Origin of the sequence: Aminobacter sp. Piv2-1 (assembly GCF_037625995.1) — a bacterium.
Taxonomy (GTDB): domain Bacteria; phylum Pseudomonadota; class Alphaproteobacteria; order Rhizobiales; family Rhizobiaceae; genus Aminobacter.
Window position 1 is genome coordinate 478187 of record NZ_JARKMU010000001.1, and the last position, 17559, is coordinate 495745.

At 66.4% G+C, this 17559-nt stretch carries 15 protein-coding genes; 14 read left to right on the forward strand and 1 reads right to left on the reverse strand.

Going from position 1 to position 17559, the window contains the following annotated elements:
• Positions 1–17 precede the first annotated feature (17 nt).
• The 14 genes from AmiPiv_RS02285 (at position 18) to AmiPiv_RS02350 (ending at position 14912) form a co-directional block, all read left to right on the forward strand.
• The gene (locus AmiPiv_RS02285) at positions 18–233 is read left to right on the forward strand and encodes a hypothetical protein (RefSeq protein ID WP_340035622.1); all 216 of its coding nucleotides are present in this window, start codon (positions 18–20) and stop codon (positions 231–233) included.
• A gap of 74 nt (positions 234–307) precedes the next feature.
• The gene (locus AmiPiv_RS02290) at positions 308–604 is read left to right on the forward strand and encodes a hypothetical protein (RefSeq protein ID WP_340035623.1); all 297 of its coding nucleotides are present in this window, start codon (positions 308–310) and stop codon (positions 602–604) included.
• Between the two features lie 66 nt (positions 605–670).
• Complete coding sequence (locus AmiPiv_RS02295) at positions 671–1336, forward strand: response regulator transcription factor (protein WP_340035624.1); 666 nt, start codon at positions 671–673, stop codon at positions 1334–1336.
• 22 nt (positions 1337–1358) lie between these two features.
• Positions 1359–2759: an ATP-binding protein gene (locus AmiPiv_RS02300; RefSeq protein WP_445206890.1), complete on the forward strand. Its 1401-nt coding sequence runs from the start codon at positions 1359–1361 to the stop codon at positions 2757–2759.
• Between the two features lie 117 nt (positions 2760–2876).
• The gene (locus AmiPiv_RS02305; RefSeq protein ID WP_340035920.1) at positions 2877–3299 is read left to right on the forward strand and encodes a hypothetical protein; all 423 of its coding nucleotides are present in this window, start codon (positions 2877–2879) and stop codon (positions 3297–3299) included.
• 95 nt (positions 3300–3394) lie between these two features.
• The gene (ccmI, locus tag AmiPiv_RS02310; protein ID WP_340035626.1) at positions 3395–4528 is read left to right on the forward strand and encodes a c-type cytochrome biogenesis protein CcmI; all 1134 of its coding nucleotides are present in this window, start codon (positions 3395–3397) and stop codon (positions 4526–4528) included.
• Between the two features lie 2 nt (positions 4529–4530).
• The gene (gene ccmE / locus AmiPiv_RS02315) at positions 4531–4971 is read left to right on the forward strand and encodes a cytochrome c maturation protein CcmE (RefSeq protein ID WP_340035627.1); all 441 of its coding nucleotides are present in this window, start codon (positions 4531–4533) and stop codon (positions 4969–4971) included.
• Between the two features lie 11 nt (positions 4972–4982).
• The gene (locus AmiPiv_RS02320) at positions 4983–6971 is read left to right on the forward strand and encodes a heme lyase CcmF/NrfE family subunit (protein ID WP_340035628.1); all 1989 of its coding nucleotides are present in this window, start codon (positions 4983–4985) and stop codon (positions 6969–6971) included.
• Complete coding sequence (locus AmiPiv_RS02325) at positions 6971–7438, forward strand: cytochrome c-type biogenesis protein (protein ID WP_340035629.1); 468 nt, start codon at positions 6971–6973, stop codon at positions 7436–7438. Before AmiPiv_RS02320 ends, AmiPiv_RS02325 begins: the two co-directional genes overlap by 1 nt.
• A 107-nt stretch (positions 7439–7545) precedes the next feature.
• Positions 7546–9081: a Do family serine endopeptidase gene (locus AmiPiv_RS02330; protein WP_340035630.1), complete on the forward strand. Its 1536-nt coding sequence runs from the start codon at positions 7546–7548 to the stop codon at positions 9079–9081.
• Positions 9082–9313: 232 nt separating this feature from the next.
• Complete coding sequence (locus AmiPiv_RS02335; RefSeq protein ID WP_340035631.1) at positions 9314–9988, forward strand: response regulator transcription factor; 675 nt, start codon at positions 9314–9316, stop codon at positions 9986–9988.
• Complete coding sequence (locus AmiPiv_RS02340) at positions 9988–11430, forward strand: sensor histidine kinase (RefSeq protein WP_340035632.1); 1443 nt, start codon at positions 9988–9990, stop codon at positions 11428–11430. Before AmiPiv_RS02335 ends, AmiPiv_RS02340 begins: the two co-directional genes overlap by 1 nt.
• Complete coding sequence (locus tag AmiPiv_RS02345; protein ID WP_340035633.1) at positions 11431–14394, forward strand: bifunctional [glutamine synthetase] adenylyltransferase/[glutamine synthetase]-adenylyl-L-tyrosine phosphorylase; 2964 nt, start codon at positions 11431–11433, stop codon at positions 14392–14394. It abuts the gene before it with no gap.
• Between the two features lie 65 nt (positions 14395–14459).
• Positions 14460–14912 carry an EF-hand domain-containing protein gene (locus tag AmiPiv_RS02350; RefSeq protein WP_340035634.1) on the forward strand — a complete coding sequence of 151 codons (453 nt, stop codon included), beginning with the start codon at positions 14460–14462 and terminating at the stop codon, positions 14910–14912.
• A gap of 153 nt (positions 14913–15065) precedes the next feature.
• Here AmiPiv_RS02350 and AmiPiv_RS02355 read toward each other — a convergent pair whose 3' ends face one another.
• A complete protein-coding gene (locus tag AmiPiv_RS02355) occupies positions 15066–17399 on the reverse strand; it encodes a PAS domain-containing sensor histidine kinase (RefSeq protein WP_340035635.1) in 2334 nt (777 codons plus the stop codon).
• Positions 17400–17559: the final 160 nt, after the last annotated feature.

A 17559-nucleotide genomic window follows, 5' to 3' on the forward strand; every position in this document is an offset into this window, starting at 1 on the left:
GCTGAAAGGATGCTGCCATGACCGATGTCAAACCCTGGTACTTGTCGCGAACCATCTGGGCCTCCGTCGTTACGCTGTTGGTAGGGATTGCCGGGGTTGCCGGAGTGCCCGTTGCAGGCATCGACAATGCGGCATTGACCGACACGCTCCTGCAGGCGATCACCGCGATTTCCGGGCTTGTTGCGCTGATGGGCCGACTGAGTGCAAGGGAGCGGATCGGCAGGAACCGCTAGGGTTGCAATTGCCGACATTTGCGTGAACTCATCGTTCATTCGGCGTTCAGCACTGCTGTATTAGAAGTTCCGACATGACAACGTCTCGTTCCATATTCAGGCTTGCGGTCGCTACGCCCCTGGCGGCTGGCCTTCTGGCCAGCCCCGTTGCCGCGGAGCCCCAGCGCGGCGCGACCGACGGGGAATACGTCGTGGCCCAGGCGGATTGCTATTCGATCGGGCAGCAGGTGGCCGACCAGTACGGCGGCACCTTGGCGAGGGCGTCGGAGTCCAACAAGGGCGGCCGGTCCGTCTGCGTCATCGTCGTTCTGGTTCCCGGCAAGGACGGACAGCGACCGCGTCGGGTCGAGGTGGTGGTCCCCGCCGAATAGCGCCGATTTCCCCTGGGTCGGAATCGGCCTATATCTCTTCCGAAGTTTCACTGGTCGCAAAACCGCATGCGAATACTCGTCGTCGAGGATGACAAAGATCTCAATCGCCAGATTTCGGAGGCTTTGACCGACGCCGGCTACGTCGTCGACAAGGCCTTCGATGGCGAGGAAGGACATTTTCTCGGCGACACCGAGCCTTATGACGCGGTCGTGCTCGACATCGGGCTGCCGCAGATGGACGGCATCAGCGTGGTGGAGCGCTGGCGCCGGGAAGGGCGCAAGATGCCCGTCCTGATGCTGACGGCGCGCGACCGGTGGAGCGACAAGGTCGCCGGGATCGATGCCGGTGCCGACGACTACGTTACCAAGCCGTTCCATATCGAGGAGGTGCTGGCGCGCGTGAGGGCGCTGATCCGGCGCGCCGCCGGCCATGCTTCGTCGGAACTCGCCTGCGGACCACTGCGGCTCGACACCAAGTCGTCGAAAGCGGATGTCAACGGCGTGCCGCTGAAGCTGACGTCGCACGAATTCCGGCTTCTCGCCTACCTCATGCATCACATGGGCGAGGTGGTCTCGCGGACCGAACTGGTCGAGCATCTCTACGACCAGGACTTCGACCGGGATTCCAATACCATCGAGGTGTTCGTCGGCCGCCTTCGCAAGAAGATGGGTATCGACATGATCGAAACGGTCCGCGGTATGGGTTACCGCATGCGCGAACCGGAGGCCTGAGGCGGAAAAGCTCAACAAACGTCTGTCCCGCTTGAAGCGATACGCGCTGAGCCTCGGCCCGCGGTCGTTGGCTTTCCGCGTCATTGCGTTTTCGACCGTGTGGGCGATCCTGGCCTTCGCCCTGATCTTCACGGTCATCGGGTCGCTCTATCGCCAGACCAGCGAGCGCGGCTTCGACAGCCTGCTTTCCGCACATCTGTTCAACCTCATCGGCTCGGTCGGCGTCTCGGACGGCGGTACGCTGACCGGCGGCCCGGACCTCGGGGACCTGCGCTTTTCGGAGCCGGAATCGGGCTGGTACTGGTCGGTGGAACCGGTTTCGAAGGGGCTGGTGGGACAGTTGCGGTCGTCGTCGATGACCGAGGCGGTGCCGTCGCCGAGCGCCGAAGAAGTGCCATTCGATACCGACTTCCAGCGCCACTATCAGGCGGAAGGCATCGCCGGCGAGGAACTCGAGGTGTTCGAGAGCGAGTTCGTGCTGGATTCGCAGAACCGCATCGCCCGGTTCCGCGTCATGGGCAACCGCACCGAACTCGAGGACGAGATCCGTGGCTTCGAATGGCGGCTGTTCTCATACCTCTCGCTGTTCGGCTTCGGCATGATCGCCATCAATGCCATTGCCATTCTCCTTGGCCTGCAGCCGCTCGGCCGCGTGCGCAACGCGCTCGCCATGGTGCGCGAAGGCACCGCGCAACGCTTGACCGGGCGCTTTCCGGCGGAGATCCAGCCGCTCGCCAACGAGACCAATGCCCTCATCGAGAACAATCGAAGGATCGTCGAGCGCTCCCGCACCCAGGTCGGCAATCTGGCACATTCGCTGAAGACGCCGCTGGCGGTGATGCTGAACGAGGGGCGGGCGATGGGCGGGCCGAAGGGGCAGCTGATCTCCGATCACGCCGCGGCGATGCAGAAGCAGATCAATCACTATCTGCAGCGCGCGCGTGTTGCCGCGCAGCGCGAGAGCGTCGTCTATCGCACGCCCGTCGCGCCGCTGCTGCAGCGGATGGTGAGGGTCATGGGCAAGCTCTCGCGGGGCACGACCATCTCGCTTGCCTTGCCAGCGGGCGAGGTGATGTTTGCCGGCGAGCGCGAGGATCTCGAGGAAATCGTCGGCAACCTGCTCGAAAACGCCATGAAATGGGCCCGCCGGGAAGTCAGGGTGTCAGTCGAAGCCTTGCCGCCGATCGCCGAAGAGCCGCCGCGCTTTGCGATCCGGATCGAGGACGACGGCCCCGGAATACCCGAAGACAAGGCTCGCGAAGCCCTGAAGCGCGGCAGTCGCCTCGACGAGACCAAGCCGGGCACCGGACTGGGGCTCGCCATAGTGGCCGATCTGGTCAAGGAATATGGCGGCAGGCTGTTGTTGGAGCGGTCGTCCCTGGGTGGGCTGAAAGCAGTCGTGGAACTGGGCGGAGTGCAGTAGATTCGACTGGCCGAATCGGCCCCATTTCGGCCAAAGATGCGCACTAACGCGACGCCAACTCCTTGTAAGCGGAAGAGAAATTCGGGACCGTTGATAGATATGAGACTTCGGTTGGCGATGATCGCCGGGCTATTTGCCATATCCGGCTGTGCAACCAGCGGGCTGGGGGGCGGCGATGGCATCATTCCCTCGGTTGGCGGAGCGGGTGCGGCCGGCCCCAACCGCAAGGTGGCCGCACGCATCATCGATGCAATGGAGGGCGGGCTCATCGGCGGTTCGATCGGCGGCGATTTGAGCAGCGGCGATCGGCGCAAGGCGCTCGAGGCCGAGTACCGGGCGCTTGAGTACGGCCAGGGCGGCCAGGCCGTCGCCTGGAAGGGTGAAAGCCAGTCCGGCGAAGTTGTCGCGGCCCAGCCCTACAGAGTCGGCTCCCAGGATTGCAGGCAGTATTCGCAGACCGTCTTCACCGGCGGCACGCCGCTCGTTGCCCGCGGCACGGCCTGTCGAAACCCCGACGGCAGCTGGACGCCGTTGAGCTGAGCTGCGCCGCAGCCGCCGGCGGCGGCAAGTGAATCGTCAATAAGCCGCAGGGCGGCCATGTTGGCAGTTCTGTTGCCGCTGGCTATTTATTCGCCATGCTGTTCTGGGTCGTAGCCGCTTCACTTACCTTGGTTGCAAGTCTTGCCGTTCTGCTGCCGCTTGCGCGGCGAGCGGAACAGGAGGTCGACCGCAGCCATGACCTAGAAGTCTATCGTGACCAGTTGGCCGAGATCGACAAGGACACGGCACGCGGCGTCATTGCAGCGACCGATGCCGAACATGCGCGGGCCGAGATCGCACGGCGCATCTTGCGGCTCGGCACCGGCAACCAGCCGAAGACCTCGAGTGGGTCGTTGACGGCCGCCAAGATCGTCGGTGGCATCGCCGTGTTGGCCGTACCGCTGGTCAGTTGGGGTGCCTACACGCTGTCGGGTTCCCCCGATATCCCCGATCAGCCCCTCAGTGCCCGCATGGCCGACAACCCGGCCAACAGCTCGGTAAGTGACCTGATTGCCCGTGCCGAGGCCCATCTCGTTGCCAATCCGTCGGATGGCAGGGGATGGGACGTGCTGGCTCCAGTCTACATGCGGACTGGCCGCGTCAATGACGCAGTCGTCGCCTACGGCAACGCCATTAAGCTGTTGGGGACGACCGCGACGCGCCAGTCCGGTCTCGGCGAGGCGATGACGGCTGCTGCCGGCGGTATAGTCACTGCCGATGCGCGTGCCGCCTTCGATGCGGCGGTCCAGCTCGAACCGGCCAACGCCAAGGCGCACTACTTCCTCGGCCTGTCGCTGGCCCAGGAGGGCAAGCTTGCCGAGGCCGCCGCCATGTGGCGGCAGATGGTTGTCGACCTTCCCGCCGACTCGCCCTGGCGCGAGGCTGCCGAACAGGCCGCCGCGCGGGCCGTCGGCCCCGCCGCGCCGAGCGCCGGCGCTGGCCAGGCCGGCCCGACCGATGCCGATATCGAGGCTGCCGCCTCCATGTCGTCGGGCGACCGCACGGCCATGATCGAGAACATGGTCTCCGGGCTCGACGAAAAGCTGCGCCAGAACCCGGCCGATCCGGAAGGATGGCTGCGTCTGGTCCGTTCGTATTCCGTGCTTGGTAAGAAGGACCTTGCGCAGGACGCGTTCGACCGGGGCTATGCGGCGCTCGGCGGCGACAGCGACGGTGGCAAGAAGCTCTCGGAACTGGCCGGGACGCTCGGCCTGAAGGTGACGGAGTAGTCATGACGCGCAAGCAGAAGCGTTTGTCTGTCATCGCCGGGGCGCTCGCCTTTCTCGGCGCCGCCACTGCTCTCACCTTCTATGGGCTCGGCCAGAAGGCCTCCTATTTCTACATGCCTGCCGATCTCCAGGCGGCAAACCTCCAGCCGGGCCAGCGCATCCGCCTCGGCGGCCTGGTCGAGAACGGCTCGATCGTGCGCGGCACCGGCGTCGAGGTCGCATTCGGTGTCACCGACACCGACGGCACGGTCAAGGTGCGCTACACCGGCATCTTGCCGGACCTTTTCCGCGAAGGGCAGGGCGTCATCACTGAAGGCAGCTTCGGGCCCGATGGCGTCTTCATCGCCGACAGCGTGCTGGCCAAGCACGACGAGAACTACATGCCCAAGGAAGTCGCAGACAGCCTGAAGGAAAAGGGCGTCTGGCAGGAAACCAAACAATAGGCGGCATCGACATGGTCGAGATCGGTCATTTTGCACTCATCCTGGCTCTCGTCCTTTCGGTCGTGCAGTCGGTGGTTCCCATGGTTGGTGCACGCACCGGCGACGCAAGGCTGATGGCGGTAGGTGGTCCGGCGGCCATCACCACGCTGGCGCTGATCGCGCTGTCGTTCACCGCCCTGACGATGGCCTATGTGAAGTCGGACTTCTCCGTCATGAACGTCTGGGAGAATTCCCATTCGCTGAAGCCGCTGCTCTTCAAGATCACCGGCACCTGGGGAAATCACGAAGGCTCCATGCTGCTGTGGATCATGATCCTGGCCATGTTCAGCGCAATGGTCGCCGTCTTCGGCGGCAATCTTCCCGCCACCCTCAGAGCCAACGTGCTCGCGGTGCAGGGCTGGATCGCCACCGCCTTCCTGCTCTTCATCGTTATCACCTCCAATCCGTTCAAGCGGCTGATCCCGGCGCCGATCGAGGGCCGGGACCTCAATCCCATTCTACAGGACATCGGCCTCGCGGTGCACCCGCCGCTGCTCTATCTCGGCTATGTCGGCTTTTCGGTCTGCTTCTCCTTCGCCGTCGCGGCGCTGATCGAAGGGCGCATCGACGCCGCCTGGGCAAGGTGGGTTCGGCCCTGGACGCTGGCCGCCTGGGTGTTCCTGACCGGCGGCATCGTGATGGGGTCCTACTGGGCCTATTACGAACTCGGCTGGGGCGGGTTCTGGTTCTGGGATCCGGTCGAGAACGCCTCCTTCATGCCCTGGCTCGCGGGCACCGCGCTGCTGCATTCGGCGATCGTGATGGAAAAGCGGTCGGCGCTGAAGATCTGGACCCTGCTGCTCGCGATCCTGACCTTCTCGCTTTCCCTGCTCGGCACCTTCCTGGTGCGGTCCGGCGTGCTCACCTCGGTCCACGCCTTCGCCAGCGACCCCAGCCGCGGCGTCTTCATCCTCGGCATCCTGACCTTCTTCATCGGCGGCTCGCTGACGCTTTTCGCCTTGCGCGCCTCTTCGCTGACCGCCGGCGGCCTCTTCCACCCGATCTCGCGCGAAGGCGCCCTGGTCCTGAACAACCTGTTCCTGACGACGGCGACGGCGACCGTGCTCATCGGTACGCTCTACCCGCTCGTCGTCGAGGCGCTGTTCGGCGAAAAGATCTCGGTCGGCGAACCATTCTTCAACCTGACCTTCGGCCCGGTGATGCTCCCGCTCCTGGCGATTGTGCCCTTCGGGCCGTTGCTGGCCTGGAAGCGGGGCGACGTGGCGGCCGTCGCGCAGCGGCTGATGTTCGCCTTCGGCGGGGCATTGCTGGTGGTGCTGGCTGCGCTGCTGTTCGTCGACGGAACTTCGGTCTTCGCCGCCCTTGGCGCGGGACTTGCCACCTGGCTCGTGCTTGGTGCGCTTACCGACCTTGCGCTCAAGTCTGGCGTCGGCTCGGTGGCGCCGGCAGTTGCCGTGCGCCGTCTGATCGGCCTGCCGCGCTCGGTGTTCGGCACGGCGCTGGCCCATCTTGGCCTCGGCCTGACGCTTATGGGCATCGTCGGGGTCATTGCCTTCCAGAGCGAGGCCATCCTGGTGATGAAGCAGGGGCAGGTCGTGGAGATCGCCGGCAAGAGCCTGCGTTTCGAAGGGCTCCAGCCGGCGCGCGGCCCGAACTATACGGAGGACCAGGGGCGGTTCTCACTGCTCGACGCCGACGGCAAGGCCGTCGCCGAGATCGTATCCGCCAAGCGTTTCTATCCTGCGCGCCAGATGCCGACGACCGAAGCGGGCATCAGGACGATGTGGCTCAGCCAGATCTACATCTCGCTCGGAGACGCCTCTCCAGACGGATTGGTGGTCGTGCGCCTGTGGTGGAAGCCGATGGTCCTCTTGATCTGGGTCGGGCCCCTGTTCATGATGGCGGGCGGCACGGTTTCGCTGATGGACCGGCGCCTGCGCGTCGGGGCACCGGCGCGGCGCAGGTCCGGCGCCGCAGCGAAGGTTGGCGCGGTCTCGTGATGAAAACGAAGCTGACATCGACGGCGGCTTTCCTCGCCGTCCTCCTGTTCGCCGGCACCGCCCTGGCGGTCAAGCCGAGCGAGATGCTCGCCGACCCGGTTCTCGAGGCGCGGGCTCGCGCCATCTCCGCCGAACTGCGTTGCTTGGTGTGCCAGAACCAGTCGATCGACGATTCCGACGCCGAGCTTGCCGCCGATTTGCGGGTGCTGGTTCGGGAACGCCTGGTGGCCGGCGACAGCGACGCCCAGGCGGTCGACTTCATCGTTGCCCGCTACGGCGAGTTCGTGCTGCTCAAGCCGCGCTTCAACCTGCGCAATGCTTTGCTCTGGGGCGCGCCCATCCTGCTTCTGGCCGGCGGTGGCGCCTTCATCTTCTTCTCGGCCCGGTCGCGTCGCAGGCAGGAGCCTGCCGGACTGAGCAGCGAAGAGGAGAAGCAACTCGACTCGATCCTGCACAGGGACGGCTGAGCCAACATTACGAAAGTTTCATCCTTCGGAAATGGCGCGGTAATGTGAGCCTCTCTATCTCTTGGGCACCGGATGTTTCGGGCATCCCTTCAAGAGGATCAGAGAAGATGAGCACCCCCACCTCCCATTCGCATTCGCGCAAGCGCCTTCTGGCAGCCGCCGCGTCCGTTGCCCTTGCCGGTGCGATCGGTCTGGGCGCCGTAGCCGGCGGCACGGCTCCCGTCTTTGCTCAGGCGGTGCGCGTCGAGTCGGCTCAGGCCCCCGGTTTCGCCGATGTGGTCGATCAGGTTTCGCCGGCCGTCGTCAGCGTGCAGGTCAAGGCCAAGGTCAACCCCGTCGCCGACCGCGGCGGATCGCCGTTCTTCGACCAGCGCGACTTCGAAAACCTCCCCGAAGATCATCCGCTCAAGCGCTTCTTCCGCCAGTTCGGCGAAGAGGGCGACAACAACCGCGGCCCGCAATACAACCGCCCCAACCGTGGGCGGGATGCGCGCCCGCGGCCCGTTGCCCAGGGGTCGGGCTTCTTCATCTCCGCTGACGGCTATGTCGTCACCAACAACCACGTCGTCGAAGGCGGCAGCGCCTACACCATCGTCAGCGACGACGGCAAGGAATACGACGCCAAGCTCATCGGCACCGATCCGCGTACCGATCTCGCCGTCCTCAAGGTCGATGCCGACACCAAGTTCACCTATGTCGGCTTCGCCGACGACTCCAAGGTGCGGGTCGGCGACTGGGTCGTCGCCGTCGGCAATCCGTTCGGCCTCGGCGGCACCGTCACTGCCGGCATCGTCTCGGCGCGCGGCCGCGACATCGGCGCGGGCCCCTATGACGACTTCATCCAGATCGACGCGGCGGTGAACCGCGGCAATTCCGGCGGCCCCGCCTTCAACCTCAACGGCGAAGTGGTCGGCATCAACACCGCGATCTTCTCGCCCTCGGGCGGCAATGTCGGCATCGCCTTCGCCATCCCGGCCTCGACCGCCAAGCAGGTGGTGCAGGACCTGATGAAGAACGGCAGCGTCCAGCGCGGCTGGCTCGGCGTCGAGATCCAGCCGGTGACCAAGGACATCGCCGAGTCGCTCGGGCTCAAGAGCGAAAAGGGCGCGATCGTCGCCAGCGCCCAGGACGACGGCCCGGCCAGGAAGGCGGGCATCGCCGCGGGCGACATCATCACCGCGGTGGACGGCAAGGAAGTCGCCTCGCCTAAGGAACTGTCGAAGCTGGTCGCAGGCATCGCGCCCGGCAAGTCGGTTGACGTCACCGTCTGGCGCGACGGCAAGGCGCAGTCGTTCAAGGTCGGCCTCGGCGAGATCCCCGGCGCGGAGAAGCGCGCTGCGGCCGACGAGCCCGCTGACGCCCGCGAACCCAGCTCGCTCGCCGATCTCGGCCTGACGGTCACGCGTTCCGAGGACGGCAAGGGCCTCGTTGTCACCGACGTCGACCCCTCCAGCGACGCGGCCGATCGCGGTATCCAGGCCGGCGACGTCATCACCACGGTAAACTCGGTGGAAGTCAATGCGCCGGGCGACGTGACCAAGGTGCTCGACCAGGCGGAAAAGGCCGGCCGCAAGGCCGTCCTGTTCCAGATCAGCCGGGACAATTCCAACCGCTTCGTCGCTCTGCCGGTCAACCAGGGCTGATCGACCGAGCTGAACGCTCCCGCCGCTCGGCTTTCTCACCCCCGAGTTGAAGTGGCGGGAGCGGCGGGGCCGGATCGTCTGTCACTCGTCGAAACGGCTCCAGCGGCAGCGGGACCTGTCTCCCGCTGCCGCTTGCGGCGACGCGCCGAACCTATCGGTCGGCGCCGCCCCAGGACCTGGAAGGCACAATATGCTGCCTCTGCTCTCAGACAAAATCGCGTATAACGGCGCCATGAAGATTCTCGTCATCGAAGACGACCGCGAGGCTGCCGACTATCTGCAGAAGGCCTTCGGCGAAGCGGGCCATACGGCCCATGTCGCCGGTGACGGCGACTCGGGCTTTGCCCTGGCGGACGCCGGCGAATACGACGTCATGGTCGTGGATCGCATGCTGCCCAGGCGCGACGGGCTTTCGGTCATCGCCGGGCTGCGCTCGCGCGGCAACGCCACGCCCGTCCTGATCCTCTCCGCCCTGGGCGAGGTGGACGATCGCGTCACCGGCCTCAGGGCCGGCGGCGACGACTACCTGACCAAGCCCTACGCCTTTTCAGAGCTTCTCGCCCGCGTCGAAGTGCTCAACCGGCGCGCCCCGGCGCGCGAATCCGAGACGGTCTACCGTGTCGGCGACCTGGAGCTCGACCGGCTGGGCCATTCGGTCCGGCGCGCCGGCCATGAAATCACGCTGCAGCCGCGCGAGTTTCGCCTGCTCGAGTACCTGATGCGCCACGCAGGGCAGGTGGTCACCCGCACGATGCTGCTGGAGAACGTCTGGGACTATCACTTCGACCCGCAGACCAACGTCATCGACGTCCACGTGTCGCGGCTCCGCGGCAAGATCGAGAAGGGCTTCGACAAGCCGGTCCTGCATACGGTCCGCGGCGCCGGCTACATGCTCAAGGCCGCCTGATGGGGCTCGGGCTGCCGGCCATCATGAAGACGACCGCGGCGCGCCTTTCGGCGCTCTATCTGCTGCTGTTCGCCCTCTGCGCCATCCTCCTCGTCTTCTACATGACGTCGCTGTCGGCGCGGATGCTGCTGGCGCAGACCAGGGAGACCGTCAACGAGGAGGTGCTGGGCCTCGCCGGAGCCTATCAACGCGGCGGCATCCCGGTCCTGGTACGGGTCGTGGGGCAGCGTTCCCGCCAGCCCGGCGCCAACCTCTATCTCCTCGCCGACCCGAACGGCCGCATACTTTCTGGCAACGTCCAGAGCATCCAGCCGGGCGTGCTCGAACGCGACGGCTGGACCGAGCTGCCGTTTTCCTATGAGCGCTACGGCGAGATAAGGCGCGGCGAGGGAGGGTCCGACGAGCAAGGAGTTGCCGTTCCTGCGGTCGGCCACAACGCGATCGCGGTCGTGCTGCGCCTGCCCAACCAGATGATCCTCATGGTCGGCCGCGATCTCGGCGAACCCGAGCGTTTCCGCAGCGTCGTGCAGCGCTCGCTGATGGTGGCGCTGGGCATGATGGCGGTCGGCGGACTGCTGATCTGGTACTTCGTCGGACGACGGGCGCTCAAGCGCATCGACGACGTGTCCGAGGCGAGCCGCCGCATCATGGGCGGTGACCTGAGCGGCCGGCTGCCGGTCACCGGCGCCGGCGACGAGTTCGACCGCCTGTCGGAAAACCTCAACGCCATGCTGGCCCGCATCGCCCATCTCAACGAAGGGCTGAAGCAGGTCTCCGACAACATCGCCCATGATCTGAAGACGCCGCTGACCCGCCTGCGCAATCGCGCGGAGGCGGCACTCTCGGGCAAGAAGAGCGGCGCCGACTACCGCGAGGCCCTGGATGTCACCATCGCCGAGTCGGACCAGCTGATCCGGACCTTCAACGCCATCCTGATGATCTCGCGTCTGGAGGCGGGCTATTCGGCCGAGCCGCTGGCAAAAGTCGATCTGGGGCCGGTTGTCCGCGATGTGATCGATCTCTACGAGCCCGTGGCCGAGGAACTGGGCGTTGCCTTCTCCAGCGAGGCATCGGGCGAGTTCGTGGTCGGCGGCAATCGCGAGCTGATCGCCCAGGCGCTTTCGAACATCATCGACAACGCGCTCAAATACTCTGCCGGCGCGGTTGAGAAACCTGCCGTCGCGGTCTCCCTCGAACGCCGTGACGGCGAGATCCGCGTCACCGTGTCGGACAACGGCATCGGCATTCCTGACGAAGGCGACCGGCAGCGCGCCACCGAGCGCTTCGTGCGCCTCGAGCAGAGCCGCTCGCAGCCGGGCTCCGGGCTCGGCCTCAGCCTCGCAAAAGCGGTGATGGACTTTCACAAGGGCCGGCTTGATCTTTTGCCCGGCAATCCCGGATTATCCGTCCAGATGGCCTTTCCCGGATCCAAGGACGAATAGATGAAGAGCCCGGCCGCGACCAAGACAGCTCAGGAATGGCGCCTGGCGCCCAGGATAGAGCTGACGCCGCTGGATGCCGAGGCAGGCGCGAGCAACCTTGCGGAACTCGCCGGCCATGCCGGGGAGGCCGGTCTCGGTCGCCTCGTTGCCTTCCTCAAGGGCCGGGGGGCGGCCCAGCATTTTCTCGCGGCGGTGCTCGATCTTTCCGAATTCATGCGCGACAGCGCGCGCCGGCAGCCGGAAATGCTCGACCGCCTGTTCGATCAATCCGTCGACGAGCGGCTGCGCTCGATCGGCCAGGCCATAGCGGCCGCACCGCGCGAGGCGGACGTCACCGAAGCCATCCTGATGATGCGCCTGCGCAGGTTGAAGTCGGAAGCGCATTTCCTCATCGCCCTGGCGGATCTCGCCGGCGAGGCCGACGCGTCGGAGACGGTCCACAGGTTGAGCAGCCTCGCCGATCTCTGCACCGGCGCTGCGATCGATTTCCTGCTCCGCGACGCGCACCGCCAGGGCAAGCTGCATCTGCCCGACCCCGAGGTGCCCGCCGCAGGTTCCGGCTGGATCATCCTTGGCATGGGCAAGCTCGGCGCGCGCGAGCTGAATTTCTCGTCCGACATCGACCTTGTCGTCTTCTTCGACCCCGAGGCCCCGGCCGTCGCCGATCCGCACGAGGCGACGGACCTCTTCTCCCGCCTGACTCGTCGGCTGGTGCGCATCCTGCAGGACCGCACCGAGCACGGCTACGTCTTCCGCACCGACCTCAGGCTGCGTCCCGACCCAGGCTCCACGCCCCTGGCGATCTCGATCCACGCCGCGCTGCATTACTACGAAAGCCGCGGCCAGAACTGGGAACGGGCGGCGATGATCAAGGCGCGGCCGGTGGCTGGCGACATTGCGGCCGGCGAGGCCTTCCTCAAGGAACTTCGCCCCTACGTCTGGCGCAAGTACCTGGACTACGCCGCCATCGCCGACGTGCATTCCATCAAGCGCCAGATCCATGCCCACAAGGGCCACGGCGAGGTCGCCGTGAAGGGGCACAACGTCAAGCTCGGCCGCGGCGGCATTCGCGAGATCGAGTTCTTCGTCCAGACCCAGCAGCTGATCGCCGGCGGCCGCTTTCCGGAGCTGCGCGGCCGCGCCACCGTGCCGATGCTCGACCAGCTCGCCGTCCGCGGCTGGATCACCGCCGAGGCGCGCGACGCGCTCGAACGGCAGTACTGGTTCCTGCGCCGCGTCGAGCACGCCATCCAGATGGTGGCCGACGAGCAGACCCACACGCTGCCGGAAGACGACGAGGGCCTGGCCCGCATCGCCCACATGCTCGGATTTGCCGATGCAGAGGCCTTCTCTAGGGTGTTCCGTGCATCGCTCCAGGAAGTGGAGCGCCACTATGCGGCCCTGTTCGAAGCCGCGCCCGAGCTTTCCTCCGGCATCGGCAACCTGGTCTTCACCGGCGACGTCGACGATCCGGACACGCTGCACACGCTACGGCAGCTGGGCTTCCAGCGCCCCAGCGACATCTGCAGGGTCATCCGCACCTGGCATTTCGGCCGCTATCGCGCGACCCAGTCGGCCGAGGCGCGCGAACGGCTGACGGAGCTGACCCCGGCGCTGCTCGAGGCCTTCGGCAAGACGCGCAGGGCCGACGAGGCGCTGATGCGCTTCGACGAGTTCCTGGCCGGACTGCCGGCGGGCATCCAGCTGTTCTCGCTGCTCCAGTCCAACCCGGCGCTGCTCAAGCTCATGGCCACCATCATGGGTGCCGCCCCCCGGCTCGCCGGCATCATCACGCGCCGGCCGCATGTCTTCGACGGCCTGCTCGATCCGGCATTGCTGTCCGAACTGCCCGACCGCGCCTATCTCGCCGCGCGTCTCGCGGCCTTTCTCGAAAGCACCTCGCTCTACGAGGAGGTGCTCGACCGGCTGCGCATCTTTGCCGCCGAGCAGAAGTTTTTGATCGGCGTGCGGCTGCTGGCGGGCGCCATCGACTCGGCGCGTGCCGGCAAGGCCTTCTCCGATCTTGCCGACCTGACCGTCGGCGCGGCCCTCGACGCGGTCCAGACGGAATTCGCGCGCCGTCACGGCAGCGTGGCCGGCGGCCGGGTCGCCATCCTCGGCATGGGCAAGCTCGGCAGCCGGGAGCTCACCGCCGGCTCCGACGTCGACCTCATCCTGCTCTACGACCACGACGCCAACGCCGAAGAATCCGACGGCGACAAGCCGCTTGCCTCCTCGCATTACTACACTCGCATGACCCAGCGGCTTATCGCGGCCGTTTCCGCGCCGACGGCCGAGGGCGTGCTCTACGAACTCGACCTCAGGCTGCGTCCCTCGGGTAACAAGGGCCCGGTGGCCACTCATGTGGACGCCTTCAGCAAGTACCAGCGCGGCGAGGCATGGACCTGGGAGCACATGGCGCTGACGCGCGCCCGCCCGATCGCCGGCGACCCGTCGCTGTGCGACCAGGTGGAGGCGGAGGTCACGGCCATCATCGCGCTGCCGCGCGACGCCGCCAAGGTCGCCGCCGAGGCGCGGGACATGCGCCAGCTGATCGAGGACGAAAAACCCCCGCACGACCTGTGGGACATCAAGCTGATCCCGGGCGGCCTGATCGACCTGGAGTTCATCGCCCAGGTGGCGGCCCTGACGGGCGGCCTCGAAGGCGAGGGGCGCTCGACTGCAACGGCCGAGGTGCTGCACCGGCTGGCGCCGAGCTTCGCCGGCGCCCAGCTGCGCGAGGACCTGGTTGCCGCCTACGGCCTCTATTCGGCCATCACACAGATGACGAGACTGTGCCTCACCGGCGCGTTCGAGCGCGCCGATGTCCCGCCGGGGCTGTCGGACCTGCTCCTCGCGGTGACCGACCTGCCCGATTTCGGTGTGCTGGAGGCCCATCTCAAGGAGACGTCGCAAACGGTCAGGACGCATTTCGACCGCTTGCTACGCGCGAAGCGCAAATGATGTCCGGGAGGGCCCATTAGCGCTTCGGTTCGCATCGGGGGTGACGATGCAACAGGAGAAGACCCATGAGCAAATCGACCAAACTCGCGATTGCCTTCCTCGCCCTCGCAGGCACGGCCGGAACATCGGCCCTCGCAGCCGCCCAGGACGGTCCGCGCGGCCAGGGCATGAAGATGATGCCGCGGCTCGAGCGGGCCGATGCCGACAAGAGCGGCGACGTCACCTTCGACGAATTCGCCGCCGCGATGAATCAGCGTTTCGCCAATGCCGACGGCAACGGCGACGGCAAGATGACGGTGGCCGAGATCGCCGACCAGATCATGCGCATGCGCGCCGAGCGCGCCGCGCAGCGGATGGTCGAGCGTTTCGATGCCGACGGCGACGGTGCGCTGACCAGCGCGGAGATCGAGTCGCGGCAGAAGAAGCTGTTTGCCCTGCTCGACCGCAATGACGACGGCAAGATCGTCAAGGACGAGATGCCGCGCCACGACGGCGGCGGGCGCTGGCGGATGCGTTAGAGCATTTTGCAGCCAGACGGATTTCGTCTGGCGTCGCACAAATGCGGCTAAGAAAGACAGCTGCAGCGGCGGGACTGCATCCGTCGGAATGCCCGCCGTGCCAGTTGGCGAAACGATGTGCCGGCGATCCCGAGGTTGCCGGCACAACCTTGATCAGGCCGCCTTCTGCATCGGCCGCAGCACCCTGCGCACCGGAATGCGGACCGCGACGATCGTGCCGACGCCTTCGGTGGAGCGGATCTTGAGCGCGCCGCCATGCAGTTCGGCGAGCGACCGCGAGATCGCCAGCCCGAGGCCCGAGCCTTCGTGGTTCTTCGAGAACTGGTTCTGGACCTGCTCGAACGGCCGGCCCAGCTTGGCGAGCGCATGCTTGGGGATGCCGCAGCCGCTGTCCTCGATGCTGAGCGTCAGCGCGCCGGTTGCATTGCGGGCGCGCACCGTGATGCGGCCGCCCTCGCCGGTGAACTTCACGGCGTTGGACAGCAGGTTGATGGCGATCTGCTTGATCGCGCGGCGGTCGGCGAACAGCGTCATCTGCTCGGCGATCTGGGTGTCGAGCGTGATGGCCTTTTGCGCCGCCTGCAGCGACACCACCCGCACCGTCTCGCGGATCAGCGGGCACAGGTCGATCTCCTCGCGGTCGATCGAGAACTGGCCGGCTTCGATCTTCGACATGTCGAGGATGTCGTTGATGACGCCGAGCAGGTGCTTGCCGCTCGAGTTGATGTCGCGCGCATACTCGTCGTAGCGCGGCGAGCCGAGCGGCCCGAACAACTTGCCTTCCATCAGCTCCGAGAAGCCGATGACGGCGTTGAGCGGCGTCCTCAGCTCGTGGGACATGTTGGCCAGGAATTCCGACTTGGCGCGGTTGGCAGCTTCGGCGCGCTCCGTTTCCTTCATGTACTTGCGGTTGAGGTCGACGAGTTCGTTCGAACGATCCTCCTCGGCGCGCCGTGCCAGGCTGAGGTCGTGGATGGTCGCCATCAGCCGGCGCTCGCTCTCCATCAGCTTGTCCTGGTGCTGCTTGATCTGGGTGATGTCGGAGCCGACCGACACGATGCCGCCGTCGCGGGTCTTGAGCTCGTTGACCTGCAGCCAGCGCCCGTCCGCGAGCTGCCTTTCGTAGGTCGCGCCGGCGCGGGGGCCGTTGGCGTTGGCGAGCCGCCGCTCGGAGATGAACGCGACCATGCGCGCCTCGAGTTCCTCGCGCGGCGTTCCGGGAAGCACGTCGCGGTCGCTGAGCCCGTTGTCCTGCTGGTACTTCGAATTGCACATCACCAGCCGGTCGCCGGCGTCCCACAGCACGAAGGATTCGGTGATGTTCTCGATCGCGGTCCTCAGCCTGAGGTCCGCCGCCTCCGAGCGTTGCGCCAGGTGGCGCTGCTCGGTGATGTCGACGGCGATGCCGGTCATCTGGATTTCGGGCGCCTCGGGGTCGACCACCTGGGCGCGGGCGCGCATCCATACCCAGTGGCCGTCGGCGTGGCGCATGCGGAACACGCGGTCGATGTGGTCGATCTCGCGGCCCACCACCCGGTTGGCGAGCTCGAACAGGTCGCCGTCCTCGGGATGGATGATCCGGGCGACCTCGCCGAACGACAGCATCGCGTCGCAGGCTTCGTAGCCCAGCAGTTCGTACATAGAGCGCGACCAGTACATCTTGCCGCGCACCATGTCCCAGTCCCACAGGCCGCATTTGCCGCGCACCAGCGCGAGGTCGATGCGCTGATGCGCCTCGAGGTAGATGGCGTCCGCCGCCTGCGCGCGCGCTGCCTGGGTGAAGTAGGCGTAGAGGATGATGAACAGGATGCCTGCCGTGAACACGAACAGCGAGACGTTGAGCGACAGCGTCTTGCGCCAATCGGCGAAAACGGCGTCCTGCGGGATCAGCACGGCGCCCGCGGCCCGCTTGCCCTCGGCCAGGCTCACGGCGGCGAACCAGTCCTGGCCGCCGATGCGCACGGCCAACACGCCGGCGCGCTCGCCGAACATGAACAGCGGCTGCCCGCCGCCGACGATCGCGTCCAGCGACTGCCCCTGCCAGCCGGTCGACTGCGGCGACACGGCGATGACGCGGAAATTCTGGTCCGTGAGCGCGATCACGTGGCTGCGGCTGAGCGCGCCCTGCCGTTCCGGCCCTTCGACCAGTTGTTGGCCGGCGGTTGCCAGCGTCTCGCCTTCGGCCGCGCTCAGCATCAGCGAGTTGACCATGTCGGCGGCGGCAAGGGTGAGGATGGCCTTGGCGTTTTGTTCGACGTCGTCCCTGAGCGCCATCAGCGATAGGAAGCGCGCACCGGCGACCACCAGGAGGAAGATGACGATCAGCGTCGGGATGGAGCGGCGCAGCAGCGGTTCCGCGGCCAGCAGCCGGCGGTAGGCGGGTTCGGCGATGAGACGTGCATTGCCCGCCAGGCCGGCGTCGCGCGCCTGCCTGCGTCGGACAACAGCATTCTCATCGGGCGCGCCCCACGCGTCCGCCTTGGCCATAAATGGCTCCCCGTAATCCCGTTCTGATTTGGCTGATCCGGCAACACCGCACTTCCGAATCGTCACTAAAGAATCAAAGCCGATTCGCCTTGTCCAGTGGGGCGGGCGAAAAAGATTAAAATTCGGCTAAAAGTCAGCCGAACTGGCCGCGGCGTATCGC

Coding starts and splice junctions, on each gene's coding strand:
- AmiPiv_RS02330 (WP_340035630.1), top strand. CDS start 7,546: ATGAGCACCCCCACCTCCCATTCGCATTCGCGCAAGCGCCTTCTGGCA.
- AmiPiv_RS02295 (WP_340035624.1), top strand. CDS start 671: ATGCGAATACTCGTCGTCGAGGATGACAAAGATCTCAATCGCCAGATT.
- ccmI (WP_340035626.1), top strand. CDS start 3,395: ATGCTGTTCTGGGTCGTAGCCGCTTCACTTACCTTGGTTGCAAGTCTT.
- AmiPiv_RS02305 (WP_340035920.1), top strand. CDS start 2,877: ATGATCGCCGGGCTATTTGCCATATCCGGCTGTGCAACCAGCGGGCTG.
- AmiPiv_RS02345 (WP_340035633.1), top strand. CDS start 11,431: ATGAAGAGCCCGGCCGCGACCAAGACAGCTCAGGAATGGCGCCTGGCG.
- ccmE (WP_340035627.1), top strand. CDS start 4,531: ATGACGCGCAAGCAGAAGCGTTTGTCTGTCATCGCCGGGGCGCTCGCC.
- AmiPiv_RS02290 (WP_340035623.1), top strand. CDS start 308: ATGACAACGTCTCGTTCCATATTCAGGCTTGCGGTCGCTACGCCCCTG.
- AmiPiv_RS02285 (WP_340035622.1), top strand. CDS start 18: ATGACCGATGTCAAACCCTGGTACTTGTCGCGAACCATCTGGGCCTCC.
- AmiPiv_RS02340 (WP_340035632.1), top strand. CDS start 9,988: ATGGGGCTCGGGCTGCCGGCCATCATGAAGACGACCGCGGCGCGCCTT.
- AmiPiv_RS02325 (WP_340035629.1), top strand. CDS start 6,971: ATGAAAACGAAGCTGACATCGACGGCGGCTTTCCTCGCCGTCCTCCTG.
- AmiPiv_RS02355 (WP_340035635.1), bottom strand. CDS start 17,399: ATGGCCAAGGCGGACGCGTGGGGCGCGCCCGATGAGAATGCTGTTGTC.
- AmiPiv_RS02320 (WP_340035628.1), top strand. CDS start 4,983: ATGGTCGAGATCGGTCATTTTGCACTCATCCTGGCTCTCGTCCTTTCG.
- AmiPiv_RS02350 (WP_340035634.1), top strand. CDS start 14,460: ATGAGCAAATCGACCAAACTCGCGATTGCCTTCCTCGCCCTCGCAGGC.
- AmiPiv_RS02335 (WP_340035631.1), top strand. CDS start 9,314: ATGAAGATTCTCGTCATCGAAGACGACCGCGAGGCTGCCGACTATCTG.